The organism is Paenibacillus sp. XP01 (genome assembly GCF_057364885.1).
In genome coordinates, this window is the sequence record NZ_CP139481.1 from 5,902,625 (window position 1) to 5,919,869 (window position 17,245).

The following is a 17,245-nucleotide window of genomic DNA, read 5'->3' on the forward strand; positions in this document are numbered from 1 at the left end:
GTCAGTTATAATGTAATTCTACATCCAGACTGAAGTTTCCTTCTTTTCCAGGTACGATACTACTCATACGATGGGAGCATTTTTTATGGTTTTTAAAACGGCTAAAATTAATGCTTTTCGCACTTGGGGGCTGCTGCTTACCATGTTAGGCATGGGACTAATGGTACTGGGAACCGCCGGCATCGTATTCTGGGGACATGCAGGCAAAATCGTGGCAGCCGTGGGTCTCGTCATCGGGCTTGTTGCGATGGTTGCGAGCGTGGCCATCTACTTTTGGGCAGGAATGCTCTCCACAAGCGCCGTTCAATTGGAATGTCCCGAATGCGGCAAACTTACCAAAATGCTTGGCAAGACGGATCGGTGCATGTTTTGCCACACCATCCTCACACTCGATCCGGCGAAGGCCAATACTCACCCAGTACTGAAAGCGCCTTCCACAATGAGCTCAGGCAGCCATTCCCACACGGAGCCACACACCTGAGCCGTCCGATTTCCAATCAGCTGACAACTTAGATATGCATACAAAAAGCCCGGCTGTTATGCCGGGCCTTCCTTTTTCTCATGCCGCAACTCTGCCAAGCGGCGCAGTACATCTCGGTTCAGATTAAATGATAAATGATTCCAACAGACTTTATTTCGTATAACCCGCCTTTTGAAGGGTCTCCCAAGCCGATGCATTTGCAAAACTTCGGTTCCATGCAGCCACGCCGCCAAGCTTCAGTTCGGCAATCAAATCCACCCGGGCCTGAAGGGAGACTTGATCCTCGATCCATATTTTCTTGGTTGCATCCTCTTCTTGATACTCCACATAGTTCTGCCCGCTCTCTTTGTCGAGCTTAGGTTTAAGCTTCTTTTCCTTGATCAGTTCCTGCACGGTATCCATGCCAACAGCCTTGGACGAAACTTTAAGCTCTCCGTTCTCGTCCTTCTCCTCGGTCCAAATGCGCGTATATAAAGGAACTGCCATAATCAGTTTTTTCGAAGGAACTTCGTCTTCTTCAAGAATGCGTCGCATCGAGGCTTCCGTCCACGGAAGCGAAGCAACTGAACCTGCCTCCGGACTTGCAGCCCAGTGCTCGTCATAGGCCATAACGACAATGTAATCCGCGTATGCGCCAAGCGCACGGCGATCCAGGAAGGCAGACCACATTTCGCTATTGGATTTTGGCGTTACGTCGACGGACAGCATCAACCCATGAATTCGAGCCATCGCTTTGATTTCCCTTACGAACTGGGTCACGTTAGGTCCGTCCACCGTCTGCACGTTTTCAAAATCGATGTTGATTCCATCAAGGTGATACGTTTGCGCGTATTCCAACATTTGCTTAATGATATGAGTGCGTGTCTCGTACGTGGCCAGAGCCTTTTTCGTGATCTCGGGGTCAAAGCTGTTGTCCATCAATCCCCATACTTCCATCCCTGACCGGTGAGCCCAGTTGACATAGGTCTTGTCCGCTTTGCTGCTTACGCTGCCTTCGCCATCCGTAATATGGAACCAGGTCGGACTGACCACATTAACCCCCTGCATCCTGCCGATCGAGCCAACGTCAGGTTGGCGATTGTACACTGCTTCCCACACCAAATTGACGGGTTTGGTCTTCCACTTTTTCTCCGCCGTAGTCGGAGTTGACTTCGGCTCATCCACCGTCTTTTTCTCCGTTAGCGAGACATGATCATTATCGACATATCCGGCATATCCATTATCCGTTTGTACAAAGCTCTGTTCTGTTCCAGCGCGCCATACGCGCACGCGAATGCCGTTCTGCAGATCCGCAATGATCGGAGATCGCTCTTCATCGCGTTTGTACATCGGAACCGTTGGGTCTGCCTTGGACGACTTTGCATCGATCGTGGCATATTGGATCGTTTCTCCTCCACGCATCAGCAGTACCGCACCAGTGGAGGAATCCTCCTGCACAGCAATGCCGTACACTTCCTTCAATGGTTTTAGCGGAATATACACTTCATTACCTTCCGCCTCCGGAGCAACCGTCAGGGGGTAGTTTTTGTGGTTCAGCTCCGCCTGAGTGCTGCCTTCCTTCATATGCAGAACGCGTTCTGGCGATGCAATGATGATATCTCCCGTGTCCGCTTCGTAACGAATGCCCGGATCCACAGCTTCCTGCAGAACCGTGAGCGGCAGCTTGAGCTGATCTCCCGCACCCGAAGCCTCTTCATCCATCAGCTGCCCTTCAACAAATATAGGCTGCTTCATGCCGACCCAATCCGGATCTTCGTGAAGCTGATTTAACCATAGATTTGTAATCAACCAATATGCGCCTCCAGCGACCAAACAAATCCCCAACAAAACAGGCAAGGCTGAGCCCCGCCTTTTTCGACGTGTATAGCTGTTTCTTCTACTCAAACGTTTACCTCCGTTAGTGTAACTCATTCCTATGTCATGCATGAATCGTCCGTGAACAAACAAAAAACGTGTAGAATCCAATCGAATTCTGCACGTTCATATTGTAATTCATCTCTATTGTGCCCTGCAACTCTTACAAACCCCATATACTTCCAGCCGATGCCCGTGGACTTCAAATCCCGTGCTGGCTTCAGCCTGACGCTCGACACTGTCCAGATATGGATGGCTGAAATCTTCTATCTTGCCGCATTTATCGCAGATGACATGGTAATGATCCGTCACGTTGGCATCAAAGCGACTTGAATTGTCGCCGTATGTCAACTCTCGGACCATGCCCGCTTCCAAAAACATCTTCAAATTATTATATACAGTCGCCACGCTCATACTGGGAAATTGGGGTTCAAGCGCACGGTAAATTTCATCGGCTGTCGGATGCCCCATCGATTCCATCAAATAATTCAATATGGCATGACGCTGGGGTGTAATACGGACACCGGTCGTTTTCAGATGCTCCAACGCATGTTGGACTCGTGTTCCCATAAAACCCACCGCCTTACCTTTCGTTCTCTCAGAGAGAAACGAATTTCGCCGTTTCCTCATTCAGAGTTGATTCTTGGCCAGTTGAACGGCCACGATCTCTCCAGCCATGTTAACTTGCCTTATTTTCATTGTACGGCGATACCAAGTTTATTGTCAACGCGACGGTTACAGAACTTCGGACGAATCACCTTGGGAATTTTGCCCGTTTTCCCCGTTCGAATGGCCTTCGTTATCCGAGGTATCCTCTCCTCCGAGATCAGGCTCATCTTCTCCCGGCAATGGAAGACTAGGGTTACGATTAATGGCGAGGTCGCTATTGCCCTCGATTTTGACCGTATATTCCCCTTCGCCAAGCTGCCCTTCAATCGTCTTGTTCCGCACCTTGAACGGCAGGTCTGTCCGTAATTCTCCATAGCTGCTTGATCCGCTAAGGCTGTAATCGCCTTGATGAGGCAGCAGAATATTGATGGCCCCCACCGCGCTGTAAACGTCCCAATCCCCGCCGATCTTCGTCGAAACGATATTGATGCTGCCGTTCAGCGATTGCGCTTTGACGCCCAGATTGGCCCCGTCCATCGTGATGTTCCCGTTCCGAGTATCCGCGATAAAGCTGCCCGTTGAATTCGTGATGCTAATGCTCCCGACTTGCGTGGTCAAGTCCACGTCCCCCGTAATGTCGCGGGCCTTCATGTCCCCCCGGTTGCTGTCCAGATCGACATTGCCGATGGCTCCTGCCACGATCACGTCCCCATTCAATGTTTTTCCGGAAATATCGCCTACTGCGTTGTTAATACGAATTCGACCATTCCCCGTTTCGGCCGAAATGGTGCTGATGGCTTCCGCACGGTTCAACAATATCGCCCCGTTGGATGTCCGGATATCCAGATTGAATCTCCGATCTTCCGGAATCGTAACGGTCAAGTTCATTCGCGGCTGGGTCTTTTCGTTCTCTCCATAAGCTTTCCCCGTTGCCGTAATATGAATAACCTGTGTACCTTCCGCCGTGACGAAAGAAGCATCGGCCACCGCCTTGGCCTGTACCTCCGTCGTTTGATCGACCCAAACTACCGTGCGAATTTCGATCGAATCGGTATCGCCCCGCTGCAGCGAAATATCCCCGTTCACGCCTTGAACGACGACATCGGACGTCTCCATGCCTACCGGGACCCGGATGGTCCCTTTATCCTGCATATACCCTGCTGCAGCGCTGTAATCCATGGAAGCCGCTCCCAGGTTCAGGCTGACCCTGTTCCACAAATGCATGTAATGGTCCTGCTCGGTAACGATGAACACCACTGCAGCCAAAAGCAGCGACGACAAAATACCCTTCGCATCCGGCCGAAACCGCATTTTGGCCTTCACTGCATTCTCCGCGCCCGACACGGATCGGCTTCGTCCCCGCATAAGCAAAAACAGCAGTATGTATTCTAAGCCTAAGGCCACCAGCAGCAGCGGCCACCAGTCTACCATGCCGTAGAGATAATCCGTTCCCGATTGTTTATCCATAATCAGCAGTACGCCCACGACAATGAGCAAAGCGGCGGCCGTATAGCGGCCGACCCGAATTTTGCGGTTCATTTCATTCCCTCCTTGCCCTGCCTGCTACAATTTCTTTCTCTGCAGCGTGGTCCAGATCTCGCGCCCAAACAGATTCAGCCCGGTCACGATCATCAATACGGCAAATGCATACCCACCGTACATGCCAATCAAATCTTGAAACCAGCGAGGCCTGCGAAAAAACATGACCATAAGCGCGCCGCCAACGACCAGCAGCAGGCCAAACGATATGCCTTTTTCCCACATCATCAATGCTTCGACTGCGGTTCGCTCCTTACTCCCGGCTTGGTCCAAATCCGGCGGGACACTTCCCTTGCGCTTGCGTAACATCACCCGATCCGCAGACTGCAGCACGTCAAACACGTTGTAGAAGTAAAGGACGGGAATGAAGAGCGCGAGCAGAATCAGCAGAGGAACATTGATTTGTATGCCGACGGACGAAAAATACACCAGCGCCGACAGGTCAAGCATCACCAGCATCATATACGTCAGTCCCCTTAAATAGAGCCGCAAATACAAATGGCCCAGTCCTGGAACGATTGCGCTCATCAGTCCGGCCACAAATTTGTGGGTTCTCACCCGAACCGCTCTTGTCGGCCGTCTTTTAAGCACCATTTTTGCCCGATGCTTTTTCTTCAAACGATCTAGCTCCTTTCGCGATGGAGTGTCCGGTTTCTTTTTTCAAGCGTTTGGTTAGATAGTACCCTAAACCGACATTCGAGTAACTGGCAAAAATATGGATGAATCCCAAAAACCCCTGTGCCCATAAGGCCTGAAGGGGTTCGATTTTATTTATTCCACGGAGACTTTGGTCATATGTTCCCACCGTCTCAGTTTCGTCACCAGCTGCACCGTATCCAAATCATGCGGCATGTAAACATGCAGCACAATTTCGATTTTGCGCTCCACCGATACCACCTCGGAAAAGGCCAGCTCCTGCTCATTGACCGTGATCTTGCGTATTTTGATTTTTTCCTGTTCCAAGAACGAGGAAATCTGCTCGAGGCATCCGGGCTCGGATAAAGTATGGAGCGTAATGACATGCAGCTTGTTTCCCCGAATATACCTTAGCTCCAACTTGTTAAATACCCAAAGGTTCAACAACACCAGAACCGTGGAAATGATGGAGGCAAAAAAGAAGCCCGCTCCCGCAGCAAGCCCAATGGCTGCCACGACCCAAATCGAAGCTGCCGTGGTCAGACCGGTAATGGACTTTCCGGTAAACAGGATCGTTCCCGCTCCCAGAAAACCGACGCCCGTAATCACGGCCGTTGCCAAACGCGCCGGATCGATGCGCACGTTTATTTCATTCGCAAAATCTTTAAAGCCATAAATGGAAAGCATCATAATCAGCGCCGATCCGAGGCAAACTAAAATATGAGTTCGCAGGCCGGCGGCATGATTGGAGCGCTCGCGTTCCAATCCGACGAGGCCGCCCAGCAGCATGGCAAGCAGCAGTCTCAGCAAAATGTGCCATTCGTCAATAATCCAGGGATTGCCCAAAAGCGATAGTCCTCCTCCATGTCATTAATGTCATTCATCTTTATTCCTGTGAAAGGTCTTTAATTCCACGCCTGGGGCAAGCTGTACACGATCCACGGGGACAAAACCAAACTTGCTGTACAGCTGCACCGCAGGTTCATTCAACGTTCCGGTAGATACGATGTAGCGCGGATATTCCGGATACGTTTCAAAAATATGCGCAATCAGGGCAGAGGCGATTCCTTTGCGAAAATAATCCGGATGAACCATCATCCGCGTAATGGTAAGGGCATCTTTTTCCTCCTCGGCCACAGCGATCGCCCCGATCAACTCCCCATCGGAATCCATGTATCCGTAAAAACTCTCCCCGCACTGCTGCAGCGTTTCAAGCGTATCCATTAACGGCGGAATTTCCTTAAATCCGATCATTTCCGCTTCCAGCCGGTAAGCCACATGCTGTAAACGCCATAACTGACCCAACTTGTCCGGGTCATTCAATGATATCGATTCGATGGTCATGTGAAGCTTCTCCTTTCGCATTAACGAGTGAGCGATGCCTGCAATACAAAAAAAGAAGGCTGTCACAGGGACGAGCCTCCTTCTGTTTGACCTCTCCCGAAGGATTAACGGTTCAGTACGTCTGTAAGCAGTTTGTTCGCCAAGCCAGGGTTGGCTTTGCCCTTGCTCTCTTTCATGACCTGTCCGACCAGGAAGCCGATGGCCTTCTGTTTGCCGGCCTTATAGTCCTCTACCGATTGGGGATTATTCGCAACGACCTGTTCCACGATGGCAAGAATAGCACCTTCGTCGCTGATCTGCACGAGCCCTTTCTCTTCAACGATTTGCTGTGGAAGCTTGCCGCTTTCCAGCATTTCCTTGAATACGGTTTTGGCAATTTTGCTGCTGATCGTGCCCTTTTCCAGCAAGCCGATCATTTCTCCGAGCCCTTGGCCCGTAAGCGGGACCTGGGATAACTCCAGATTGTTCGTGTTCAGGTAACCGAGCAGATCGCCCATGATCCAGTTCGAAACGGATTTGGCGTCTTTGGTGTAGTTAAGGCTGTCTTCGAACAAGTCCGCAACCGCTTTGGACGAGGTAATGACCTCAGCATCGTAGCTCGGCAAACCGTAATCTGCCGCATAACGCGCTTTGCGTTGGTCCGGCAATTCGGGAATCGAAGCCCGGATGCGTTCTTTCCACGCTTCGTCGATGTGTATTTTCACCAAATCCGGGTCCGGGAAGTAGCGATAATCATGCGCTTCTTCTTTGCCGCGCATGGTCAGCGTTTTTCCTTGGGCTTCGTCCCAACGGCGAGTCTCCTGCACCACTTCGCCGCCATCGTCCAAAATTTCCGCCTGGCGGTATTCTTCGTACTCCAACCCGCGCTGCACGCCTCGGAAGGAGTTCATGTTTTTCAATTCCGCACGGGTTCCCAATTTTTCCTGACCGTGAGGGCGCAAACTGATGTTGGCGTCGCAACGCATGGACCCCTCTTCCATTTTCACGTCGGACACTTCGCAATATTGCATGATTGCACGCAGTTTCTCCAAATACGCGCGCGCTTCTTCCGGGGAAGAAATTTCAGGCTCGGAAACGATCTCGACGAGCGGGGTTCCCACGCGGTTGAAGTCGACCAACGATGCATAACCGCCGTCCACGTGGGTCAATTTGCCTGCATCTTCTTCCAGATGGAGACGCGTGATGCCGATTCGTTTCGTTTCGCCGTTCACTTCGATATCGATCCACCCGTTCTCGCCGATCGGCTGATCGAATTGGGAAATTTGATACGCCTTCGGCGAATCGGGATAGAAATAGTTTTTGCGGTCGAATTTGCTGACATCGGCAATGGTGCAGTTCAGCGCCATCGCTGCTTTCATCGCATAGTCGACCGCCTGGCGGTTCAGCACAGGCAATACGCCTGGATGTCCGAGACACACCGGACAGGTGTGCGTATTCGGCGGAGCCCCGAATTCCGTGGAGCAGCCGCAAAAAATTTTGGATTGCGTGTGCAATTCTACGTGGACTTCAAGTCCAATGACGGTTTCGTATTTTGATGCGGGCATTTCTCTATTCCTCCGTTCCGGTCAGTCTACAGCTGCGGACGCTGTTTGTGATATTCCGTATGTTGTTCAAACGCATGTGCAACGCGCAAAACGGTCGTTTCGTCAAACGCTTTGCCGATGATCTGCAATCCAACAGGCAGCCCCTCGGAGAAGCCGCATGGGATGCTGACGGCAGGCACGCCAGCCAGGCTGACAGGAATGGTCAAAATGTCGTTGAGGTACATGGTCAACGGGTCGTCCACCTGGGTACCCAGTTTGAACGCCGGCGTAGGAGCCGTAGGTCCGATCACGACGTCGTATTTTTCGAACACGTTGTCGAAATCCTGTTTGATCAGGGTACGCACCTTTTGCGCCTTCAAATAATACGCATCGTAATAGCCGGAGCTGAGCGCATACGTGCCCAACATAATCCGGCGCTTCACTTCCGGACCGAAGCCTTGGCTGCGGGATTGGTGGTACAGGTCCAGCAGGTTGTCCGGATTGTCGGCGCGAACGCCATAGCGAACGCCGTCGAACCGCGCCAGGTTGGAGGAAGCCTCGGAGGAAGCCAGCAAATAATACGTGGCTACCGCATATTCGGTATGAGGCAGCGATACCTCTTCCCAAGTTGCGCCGAGCCCTTCCAGCACCTTCAACGCCTCAAGCACGCGTTCCTTGACGTCAGGGCTTACGCCTTCGCCGATGTATTCTTTCGGCACCGCGATGCGCAAACCTTTAACGTCACCGGTCAAGGCGCTCAAATAGTCGGGAATGTCCACGTTCGCGGAGGTTGAATCTTTCGGGTCATACCCCGCAATCGCTTGGAGCACATAAGCGGAATCCTCGACGTTTTTGGTGATCGGTCCGATCTGGTCCAGCGATGAAGCAAACGCCACCAGCCCGAAACGGGATACCAGCCCATAGGTAGGCTTCAATCCGACCACGCCGCAATACGATGCAGGCTGACGGATGGAGCCGCCGGTGTCCGACCCCAGCGTAAAGTAGGCTTCTCCCGCAGCCACGGCAGCAGCCGATCCGCCGCTGGAACCGCCGGGCACGCGATCCAGCGCCCACGGATTGCGCACAGGAGCGAAGCTGGAGTTTTCGTTGGAACCTCCCATGGCGAATTCGTCCATGTTCAATTTTCCGAGCGTTACGGTGTCGGCCGCTCTCAATTTTTCGACAACGGTCGCGTCATATACCGGGTCGAAATTGCGCAGGAATTGGCTGGCACACGTCGTGCGCAGTCCGTTCGTCACGATGTTGTCCTTGATGCCCACAGGCAAGCCAAACAGCAGACCTCTTTCCCCGCCGCTGACGAGTTGATCGTCCAGCTGGCGTGCACGGGAGCGAGCGCGCTCTTCGTCCAGCGTCAGGTATGCCTTGACCTTTTCGTCATGGGCACCGATGTTTTGATAAGCCTGTTCTACCAGATCGCTGACGGACAACTCTTTCGCGTTCAGCTTGTTATGTATTTCAGGCAACGATTGTTGAAATAAACTCACGTCATTTTTCCTCCTTCCGGTTTATCCGCTATTCCATCACGGCAGGCACTTTGAATTGCCCGTCTTCTTCCTCAGGTGCGTTATGCATAACCTTCTCGATCGGCAAGCTACCCTGCACCTCATCTTCGCGCATCACATTGCTGACATGCAGAACGTGGGTTGTTGGTTCAATGTTGTCCGTATCCAACTCATTCAGCTTCTCCGCATATTTCAAGATGGCATTCAGCTGTCCTGTCAGCAGCTGTTCTTCTTCTGCCGTCAAGTTAAGCCGGGCCAATCTGGCCACATGCTGAACGTCGTTATTCGAGATACTCATGTTTCGGATGCCTCCTTCATTCGCTCAACTTTCCGGAACCGCCGATGCGGCTCGCCCGTTTAACGGGCTAAAGTCCCGTGATAACTTTTTTCATTATAGGTGAGTTGGTTCGACAATTCAATGCAAATGCCCGGACTTTGGAGCTAATCAAAAAAGAGCCAGCTTTCGCCGGCTCCTTAAATCCATGCACGCAGGTTAACCTGCTTTATAAAATCCGCCTGTGACATCGTTTCCTTCGCGGTTTCTTCTTCCTCTTCCACAGCTTGAACGTCTCCGTTCATCAAATAACGGAACAGCTTCTCGTTGTGTGTCGCAAGGGCGTAATCGATCAACGCTTCACGCTCAACCTTCTCCGCTTCCTGTTTCAGCAGAACTTCTTCCAGATCTACGTCGCCGGAAGGAACGAAAAAGTTCCGGTTCACCTGAGGCACGCGAAGCACGTAGTCAAACGCATTGTCCGGGTTCCGGTCATAAGCGATGATGAATCCATATTCCCCCACAGGAAGATTTTGCTCAAACGTATCCGCGACAATGATTACCTTTTCTCCCAATCGCAGCATCGTCTAACCTCCTGGTAGTCTATCTTTATATATTGTGGTCTGTCTAGTCTACTAGAAAAGAATAGCGATGTCTACGATTAACGGCATGAAACAAATCATTTGTGTAAAATCAATATGCTTCCTTTGTTACCGTGCAAACCATAACCATGTCATCTTTTACGTGTTTTCTCTTTCCGGACAACCACAAACCAGTAAACAACAAGCGGGGTGGGAATCCCCGTAATCCCCCACAATCCCCACAGCCACGGGAAACGTCCCCGTTTCCTTGCATCGGTGAACATCCACGTGCCCTGAAGCAGCAAAACCAAACCAATCAGGCCAAGCCATATTGGCGGCACTTCGTTCAATGAATAATGCAGATCATTCATGACGCATCTCCTTCCGTTGTCGGCGCACAGCCCAGATGATGACGATCCCGATAGCCAAACCCGTCCCGACAGCCTGAATGCCCAGATAGAAAATCGGTGCGGATTGGAACAACATGACCCCGGCAGCAAGTACAAGCAATGCCAAGATCCAGAACATGATCAACTCCAGCCGGTTTGCCCGTTTTCTCATTTGTCGCCGTTCCTTGACCTGAGCTGCCAACGAGGCGATTGAGGGAATATTCGTAGGCTCATATGCATCATCCAATATTTTCAACTGCTGCTGCAGCTGCTGCACCAGTTCGAGCTCTTCCTTTTCACTCGATCCACTGCTCATGATCCCTCCATCTCCTTCCTCAATTGACGAAGTCCGTAAGCTGTACGCGACTTGGCCGTCCCAGACGGAATACCCAGCATATCCCCGATTTCATCGTATCCGTACCCGTAATAGTGCTTCAACAGCACGGCGATCCGATGCTCCGGCGATAACCGGGTCATCGCTTCCATGACATCCGTCCACGTCTCGTTACGACTCTCGAACTGCCATCGCAATTGTCTCGCAACCTGGTCTTTGGCCAATTTCAGCCAGTTCTTCTCCCTTTCCCTGCGCCTCGCCTTGTCGATATAAATCCGGGTGGCAATCGTAATCATCCAGGATGAAAAGGCTGACGTACCATCATAACGATGAATGTTTTCCATGCAACGAATCATCGTATCCTGAACCACTTCTTCTGCCGCATGCGGATCCATCGTCACTTTGATGATATATTTGTACACAAATGCATAGTGGCGCTGCAATAGTGACGCAAGGGCAGCGTCATCGCCTTTTGCGGCTCGGAGCGCTTCCTCCAGTTCCGCTGTTTTCATCCGGCATTTCACCTGCTTCCCGTTCAATCTGAAAGATAATACGATGGACGTACTCAAAACGTTCAAATGAAAAAACCTCCATGCCGCATCAAAATGAAGCGGAAGAAGGTCATCATGCGACAATTTCCCGGGCAATCAGACGGCTATCTCCTGTGCTGCTGCAGCCTGTCGAACCACGGCTGGCCGTGCGTTCCTTTATGCAGCAATCGACTTTTCCAAATATTATGTCTGAATTCAAAATGCTCATTCTCTTTCTGAATACGCTCAAGGTTATGTAAGGATGTTGTTTCTAAATATGCCTGTCTCTCGATATTTTCCATACGCCTTTGATCGACGGTCTGCCGCTTGCCCTTGAACTCCAACCGTTCTTCTCCATTGGACGACGGAATGAAACGTATGATCTCCACCTCCCGCTCCCTCCCCTTGCTCATTTTTGAATGAATGCAAATGGTTGCTGCCCCGAATACCGACTCTAAGTCTCCCCCAAAAATCGCCATAAACAAAAAAAGAACGCAAACCGGGTAAAAACCACAGTCTGCGTGCTTCGCGAGTTAGGGTGCTGCATATTCAAATACTTCAGTGAAGTGATGCCTTAACGCTTGTAACAACTAATAGCTATTCTAATGAAAAACATGTCGTTTGTCCAGACTTTCTTGCCTATTTTGTCCGTTTTTTTTCAAACGGAACAAAACAATCCTTTCATCTTGCGGACACGTAAGGATTATGCTGTTTCTCGTATCCGATCGTCGTTTTGGGACCATGGCCAGGAAATACGACAACCTCATCGGGAAGGGTGTACAGCTTGTTCTGGATGGAATCGATCAGGTCCCTCTCACGCCCGCCGGTCAGGTCGGTTCTGCCAACGCCCATTCGGAAGAGCGCGTCTCCGGCAAACAGGTCATTACCGCACAACAGGCTGACACTGCCGGGCGAATGGCCAGGCGTGTGATACACCCGGAACGTATGGCCAATCAGTTTCAATTGCTGGCCTTCAGCCAGTGCGTATTCAGCAGGCTCTGCAGAAATGGGCGGCGTGACCTGCGGCCAATTCAGTGACCCGTTTAATTTCGGAGTCGTCAGCCACTCGCTCTCCAAGTCGTGCAAATAAATCGGGCAGCCCTTCGCTTGGCGAATCTCTTCCACGCCGCCGATATGGTCGAAATGTGCATGCGTCAGCAAAATGGCTTCAATTTCAAGATCCTTGATCGCTTTGACCAAGGGAGCAGGATTCATGCCGGGATCAATGATGACCGCCTTCTGCGGATCTTCTCCCTGCAACAAATAGGCATTGGTCTGGAGCGGACCAAGGTTAAATGTACGGATGTTTAACATATCGGCTCAGAAACCCGAAATCAGTTCACGCAGCTCACGCAAAATGGCTGGGTGCGACTCCGATCCTTCCCCGTAACGTTTGACCATTTCCTGACGGGCCACGGCCATCTTCTCCTGGTAATCCGCCGCTTCGCGATCCGGATTGTTGCGTTTGAATTCCACCATCACTTCTTGAACATGCTGCGGGCGGGGACCCCACTGTCCGAGCACATGTCCACCGGTATCGGCAAAAATGACCACAGGCACGGATCGGCCGCCCATCGTCAGAAATTCGTCCATCACTTCCGGATGGTTTTCCATAATCAGCACCTCGGTCGGCACGCCGGAAATTTCGAGCGCCCTGAAAACGACCGGAATGTTGCGAACGACGTCGCCGCACCAATCCGCGGCCAAAATCAATACACGAAGATCGTCCCGATGGTTGAGACTTTCAAAAAACTCGCGGTCCTCCTCGCTCGGCCATGCAAAATGGTCGTAATTCGCCTGGAATTCGCTTTGATTCTTGGTCATTGCGTCAATGAACTCCTGAGGTGACAGGCCTTTGCCAAACTTGTGAGACAGGTTAGGTTTTGCCATGTTAGACACTTCCTTTCTTTTTGCGTGTATTCATCCATTTGATCAGGAAATAAACAATCATAAGACCCAAGGCAACGAGCAGAATTGGAGTCACATAAGGCGCTGCCGTTTCATCGATATCCTTCCATTTGTCGCCAAGGACCATTCCCAAATATATAAACAGTACGGACCAAGGTATAACAGCCAGCGTGGTGAGCAGGATAAATTTGCCGACCGGCATTTTCGATATGCCTGCCGGAATGGAGATCGCATGTCGTACGACAGGCACAAACCTTGCCGTAAAGATCACGCCCGTACCGTACTTGCGGAACCATTCCTCGGAATGGTCGATGTGTTTTTTCTGAATCAGTATGTATTTGCCATAGCGTTCAAGTACGGGTCTACCGCCATAACGACCGATCCAGTAGATAAACAGCTGTGCCACCACGCCGCCAACCGTGCCAAAAATGACGGCTCCCAGGAAATTGATTTGCCCCTGCGACACGAGGAATCCCCCGTAGGCCAGAACGATTTCGCTCGGGATGACTTCCAGCATCAGCCCCAGCATGATTCCGAAATATCCAAGACCTTGAATCCAGTCGAATAATTGACCGACAATGTTATGAATTACGTCCATCTCGACCCTCTTTCTTTATTCAGTATGGCGGTGCCTCAGACACCATGAACGACTCGTTCCTATCTTATCACAGGGTCGTGTCCTCTTGCCATATTGCCGGCTGCCGGTTGTGTCCCATGAGGAACGATCCGCATATGGTATCGTGAAAGGAGCGTGGAGCGATGCAAGCCAGAACGAAACCCGGACATCCGCCTGTCAAACATCGTACACCCGGCAAGCAGCTGCCTTCCGCAAGAGGAATCCGCAGAGCATGCAGCAAAGAGCTGTACCGGACCGCCAAACGGTTGAAAACATATATCTCTCCCGATCTGATGCAGCAGGCCGAAGAACTCTACTACAAAAAGGTCATCGAGAATTTGCTGTGGATCGGAGAAAACAAGGATAACCGCAAATTGTTATGCGAGTGGTGGAATGAAAACGTCTGCCCGGAGATCGCCGCCCTATGGGAAACGGAGGAGGCGCCGCTGCAGGAAGCCTTTCGCCAGGCATTCGGAGGATATCGCCTATAAGCGATACACACAGCCAAAAAAACAACTTGCGGGTGTGCGAACCGCGCTTCGCATTCCCGCAAGTCAAGAGAGCACTTCGTGATCATGTCTTTGCCGTCAAAAACAAAACTTGCATCGTTGATAGAGTACACTTACATAAGCTTTCAATTTCTATCCATAGGGGCTCAGGAAGAAGTAACTGCACCACTCTCGCTAATTTGGAAACGTTCGATCCAGCGTTCTGATGCTCTTTATGGCAACGACGATAATACCTAGCGCATGTCTGCCATTTTCCAAGTCGAATATTGATTCGCTGCCAGCTGCCGCAGCTGCTCTCCATACATCCGCGCGACTGGTGTCACTGCGAACGAGCGATCGTTTCGTCCTCCTTTTTCCTTCACCTTCTCGACCTGCCATAGATAATGCTCGTACATTCGAACCCCCATGGCCGCACTGTGCCTTGAACGATCCTCCAGACCCAGTGCACGTTCCTGCTTTGCGGCCTGATCCATCCAACGCAAAGTGGATGTCCGAAGCACGGAATCGTACCGGTTGTTTGCAATGGCCCGGGCGAAAAACGAAGCTGCCCTTTCCCCCTCCCCGGAAACAGCGGCGCATCTCCCCAACTCGTAAAGCAGCCGCCAGTCGCCCGAAGCATGGGACAGGCTGTATTGCAGTATATCTTCTGCCTGGCGGACTGGAACGCTTCTGGCCAGCTCCAGGGCAAGATCCGGCATGAACGGGTTAAGGCGCAATGCCGAGAGCAGCGCCTCCCGGCGCATCCCCGCATCGTCTTGGTCCAGTGAAGACCATGCTTGACGATACTGCTGCCCGGCCGAGATATGCCGACCGACAAGCATGCCCGTACCGCCAAGCCACAGCAGCAAGGCGAGCAAGGACGCGACCGCCGGCAACAACGGCTGACCTGGGCCTGGTCTTCCGCTAACGCTCCGAGACTGCCTGTTTCTCATATCTGGCGCTGCGCTCTTGCGTTCAGCTGCACTCGCCCAAGCCCCAAGCCAAATAAACAGCATCCAGGGCAGCGCATAACTCCAGTCGAAGTCCATGGCTCCATGCAGGATAAAGACCATGAAGGGCGGCACCCAACGGGCCGCGCTGCCCCGAACGCTGCGCAGGGTAAGGCATATCCAGCCGAACACGAGCAGCAGTCCGATCAAGCCCGTGTCGAGGGCAAGATCCAGGGGACCGCTATGCACCTCGCCGCCCACGTACGGCGAGGTCTGGATGGCGCGATACCCGTCGCGCCACGTCTCTCCGCCGTGGCCGGCCCAAGGGGCCGCGGCCCAGTGTTTCAAGGCATCCCGCCACATTTCCAGGCGGGACAAGCCCGTGCCCGCGCCGGCGGCGAATCGCCCGGCGACGGAGCCTGCGGCCAGCGCGGCGGCGGATGCGCACGCCAGCGCCGTGGCCGCCAAGGCGGCAGCGCGCGCCCGTGCGCCGCTATGCCGCAGGCGGTGCAGCAGCAGCGTGCCCAGCAGCGCTGCCGTCCACGCCCCGGCCAGCGCGAGCAGGCCGGGCAAAGGCGCAGGCGCCAGCTGCGCGGCAGCCAGCTGGCGGTACAGCCAGGCCGCGCACGCGAAGGGCGCGGCTGCGGCCAGCAGCAGCGGCAGGCGGGCACCGCGCCGCTGCAGCCCCCAGGCGGCGACCGCGGCGCAGCCGGTCGCCAGCCAGGCGCCGCGCGACTCGCTCAGCAGGAGCGCGAGCAGCGCGGGCATAAGCGGCAGCGCTGCCGCGAGAAGCCGCCCGGCCCGGACAGGCCGGGCGAGCACCGCAGCGGCGGCTGCCAGCCGCTCAAGCGCGTACATGCCGACGACGGCACCGTACGCGTTCGGGTACTGCAGCAATCCGCCGAGCCGGGCGCCGGCGAAGCTTAGTTCGGGGTCGGCGGTGCGCATGACCCCGCCGGGCAGCGGCAGCATGCCGCACACGGCCAACAGGCCGCTTAGCACAAGCACGCCGCCTGCCAGCTGCCAGCCGCAGGCAAACCAGCGCGCGCCGTGCGGCTGTCTGGCCAACATGGCGGCCAGCAGCGCAAAGGCTGCCAGCAGGCTCCAACGGAACATCTCTTCCACGCTCCCCTGCCTGTTTCCGGGGCCTAACCATGCGTGCAGCCCGAACAGCATCGCCAACGCCAGCGGCCAGAGAGAAGTGCGCAGTTCCGCAGAATGCATCCACGCCATGCACTGCTGAGCAAATGCAGTCCATTTCAGCTTGCGTCCAGTCCGCTGTCCGCAGCGTCGCATTTTTATCATGCCTTCGTTCACCGAAGTGGCAGCCATGCAAATGATCGTACCGGCAAGTGCAACGATCAACAGCTCATTCACATCTGCCGAAAAAAACAATCCATGCTTCAGGCAGGCAGCCACCAATATTGCGCAGGTCATCCCTCCCAGCAACCATAGGTTAAAATGCTGCAGCACTCCCCGATCCCGTCCCATAAAGAGCCTTCTTCTCTCACCAGCCCCCGGCCGCATCCCCGTCACCTCCTTTTCTGCCCTCATCCAACGCCTGCTCCAAAACCAAAAAGGCGGAAGCCCTGATACAGGGTCTCCCGCCTTATGTCGATAAGATGTTGCTGCGTCCATAAGACGCGTCTGCTTTAACATGCCAGAT

20 protein-coding genes are annotated in these 17,245 nt (G+C 53.1%); 2 read left to right on the top strand and 18 right to left on the bottom strand.

Going from position 1 to position 17,245, the window contains the following annotated elements:
* Nucleotides 1-85: 85 nt before the first annotated feature.
* Complete coding sequence (locus tag SNR34_RS26630; protein ID WP_236420578.1) at nucleotides 86-481, top strand: DUF2614 family zinc ribbon-containing protein; 396 nt, start codon at nucleotides 86-88, stop codon at nucleotides 479-481.
* A 150-nt stretch (nucleotides 482-631) separates the two neighbouring features.
* Here SNR34_RS26630 and SNR34_RS26635 read toward each other — a convergent pair whose 3' ends face one another.
* The 17 genes from SNR34_RS26635 to uptA all read right to left on the bottom strand — a co-directional run bounded on the left by SNR34_RS26635 (nucleotide 632) and on the right by uptA (nucleotide 14,123).
* Nucleotides 632-2,392 carry a glycosyl hydrolase family 18 protein gene (locus SNR34_RS26635; protein ID WP_486180564.1) on the bottom strand — a complete coding sequence of 587 codons (1,761 nt, stop codon included), beginning with the start codon at nucleotides 2,390-2,392 and terminating at the stop codon, nucleotides 632-634.
* Nucleotides 2,393-2,479: 87 nt separating this feature from the next.
* Nucleotides 2,480-2,905 carry a peroxide-responsive transcriptional repressor PerR gene (perR, locus tag SNR34_RS26640; protein WP_236420576.1) on the bottom strand — a complete coding sequence of 142 codons (426 nt, stop codon included), beginning with the start codon at nucleotides 2,903-2,905 and terminating at the stop codon, nucleotides 2,480-2,482.
* A gap of 165 nt (nucleotides 2,906-3,070) precedes the next feature.
* Nucleotides 3,071-4,483, bottom strand: a complete 1,413-nt coding sequence (locus SNR34_RS26645; RefSeq protein WP_236420575.1) for a DUF4097 family beta strand repeat-containing protein — start codon at nucleotides 4,481-4,483, stop codon at nucleotides 3,071-3,073.
* A gap of 24 nt (nucleotides 4,484-4,507) precedes the next feature.
* Nucleotides 4,508-5,041: a hypothetical protein gene (locus SNR34_RS26650; RefSeq protein ID WP_486180565.1), complete on the bottom strand. Its 534-nt coding sequence runs from the start codon at nucleotides 5,039-5,041 to the stop codon at nucleotides 4,508-4,510.
* Nucleotides 5,042-5,254: 213 nt separating this feature from the next.
* On the bottom strand, nucleotides 5,255-5,965 hold the full coding sequence (locus SNR34_RS26655) for an MgtC/SapB family protein (RefSeq protein WP_236420573.1): 711 nt from the start codon (nucleotides 5,963-5,965) through the stop codon (nucleotides 5,255-5,257).
* Between the two features lie 30 nt (nucleotides 5,966-5,995).
* The gene (locus SNR34_RS26660; RefSeq protein ID WP_236420572.1) at nucleotides 5,996-6,463 is read right to left on the bottom strand and encodes a GNAT family N-acetyltransferase; all 468 of its coding nucleotides are present in this window, start codon (nucleotides 6,461-6,463) and stop codon (nucleotides 5,996-5,998) included.
* A gap of 104 nt (nucleotides 6,464-6,567) precedes the next feature.
* Nucleotides 6,568-8,007, bottom strand: a complete 1,440-nt coding sequence (gatB, locus tag SNR34_RS26665) for an Asp-tRNA(Asn)/Glu-tRNA(Gln) amidotransferase subunit GatB (RefSeq protein WP_236420571.1) — start codon at nucleotides 8,005-8,007, stop codon at nucleotides 6,568-6,570.
* 26 nt (nucleotides 8,008-8,033) lie between these two features.
* On the bottom strand, nucleotides 8,034-9,491 hold the full coding sequence (gatA, locus tag SNR34_RS26670) for an Asp-tRNA(Asn)/Glu-tRNA(Gln) amidotransferase subunit GatA (RefSeq protein WP_236420570.1): 1,458 nt from the start codon (nucleotides 9,489-9,491) through the stop codon (nucleotides 8,034-8,036).
* Between the two features lie 28 nt (nucleotides 9,492-9,519).
* Nucleotides 9,520-9,807: an Asp-tRNA(Asn)/Glu-tRNA(Gln) amidotransferase subunit GatC gene (gene gatC / locus SNR34_RS26675; protein ID WP_236420569.1), complete on the bottom strand. Its 288-nt coding sequence runs from the start codon at nucleotides 9,805-9,807 to the stop codon at nucleotides 9,520-9,522.
* A gap of 176 nt (nucleotides 9,808-9,983) precedes the next feature.
* On the bottom strand, nucleotides 9,984-10,367 hold the full coding sequence (locus SNR34_RS26680; RefSeq protein ID WP_236420568.1) for an ATPase: 384 nt from the start codon (nucleotides 10,365-10,367) through the stop codon (nucleotides 9,984-9,986).
* Between the two features lie 149 nt (nucleotides 10,368-10,516).
* Complete coding sequence (locus tag SNR34_RS26685) at nucleotides 10,517-10,735, bottom strand: sigmaY antisigma factor component (protein ID WP_486180566.1); 219 nt, start codon at nucleotides 10,733-10,735, stop codon at nucleotides 10,517-10,519.
* Complete coding sequence (locus SNR34_RS26690; protein ID WP_236420566.1) at nucleotides 10,728-11,069, bottom strand: YxlC family protein; 342 nt, start codon at nucleotides 11,067-11,069, stop codon at nucleotides 10,728-10,730. Before SNR34_RS26690 ends, SNR34_RS26685 begins: the two co-directional genes overlap by 8 nt.
* A complete protein-coding gene (gene sigY / locus SNR34_RS26695; protein WP_339274637.1) occupies nucleotides 11,066-11,599 on the bottom strand; it encodes an RNA polymerase sigma factor SigY in 534 nt (177 codons plus the stop codon). Before sigY ends, SNR34_RS26690 begins: the two co-directional genes overlap by 4 nt.
* Nucleotides 11,600-11,742: 143 nt before the next feature.
* The gene (locus tag SNR34_RS26700) at nucleotides 11,743-12,006 is read right to left on the bottom strand and encodes a hypothetical protein (protein ID WP_486180567.1); all 264 of its coding nucleotides are present in this window, start codon (nucleotides 12,004-12,006) and stop codon (nucleotides 11,743-11,745) included.
* A 292-nt stretch (nucleotides 12,007-12,298) separates the two neighbouring features.
* Complete coding sequence (locus SNR34_RS26705; protein ID WP_486180568.1) at nucleotides 12,299-12,931, bottom strand: MBL fold metallo-hydrolase; 633 nt, start codon at nucleotides 12,929-12,931, stop codon at nucleotides 12,299-12,301.
* 6 nt (nucleotides 12,932-12,937) lie between these two features.
* Nucleotides 12,938-13,507, bottom strand: coding sequence for a thioredoxin family protein (locus tag SNR34_RS26710; protein ID WP_236420562.1), 570 nt, complete (start codon nucleotides 13,505-13,507; stop codon nucleotides 12,938-12,940).
* Nucleotide 13,508: 1 nt separating this feature from the next.
* On the bottom strand, nucleotides 13,509-14,123 hold the full coding sequence (uptA, locus tag SNR34_RS26715; protein ID WP_236420561.1) for an undecaprenyl phosphate transporter UptA: 615 nt from the start codon (nucleotides 14,121-14,123) through the stop codon (nucleotides 13,509-13,511).
* A gap of 161 nt (nucleotides 14,124-14,284) precedes the next feature.
* Between uptA and SNR34_RS26720 the strand changes: the two genes are divergently transcribed.
* Nucleotides 14,285-14,632 carry a dehydrogenase gene (locus SNR34_RS26720; protein ID WP_339274643.1) on the top strand — a complete coding sequence of 116 codons (348 nt, stop codon included), beginning with the start codon at nucleotides 14,285-14,287 and terminating at the stop codon, nucleotides 14,630-14,632.
* A 251-nt stretch (nucleotides 14,633-14,883) separates the two neighbouring features.
* Here SNR34_RS26720 and SNR34_RS26725 read toward each other — a convergent pair whose 3' ends face one another.
* Nucleotides 14,884-17,238 (bottom strand): O-antigen ligase family protein, encoded by a 2,355-nt coding sequence (locus SNR34_RS26725; RefSeq protein WP_486180569.1) that lies wholly within the window; start codon nucleotides 17,236-17,238, stop codon nucleotides 14,884-14,886.
* Between the last annotated feature and the right edge of the window lie 7 nt (nucleotides 17,239-17,245).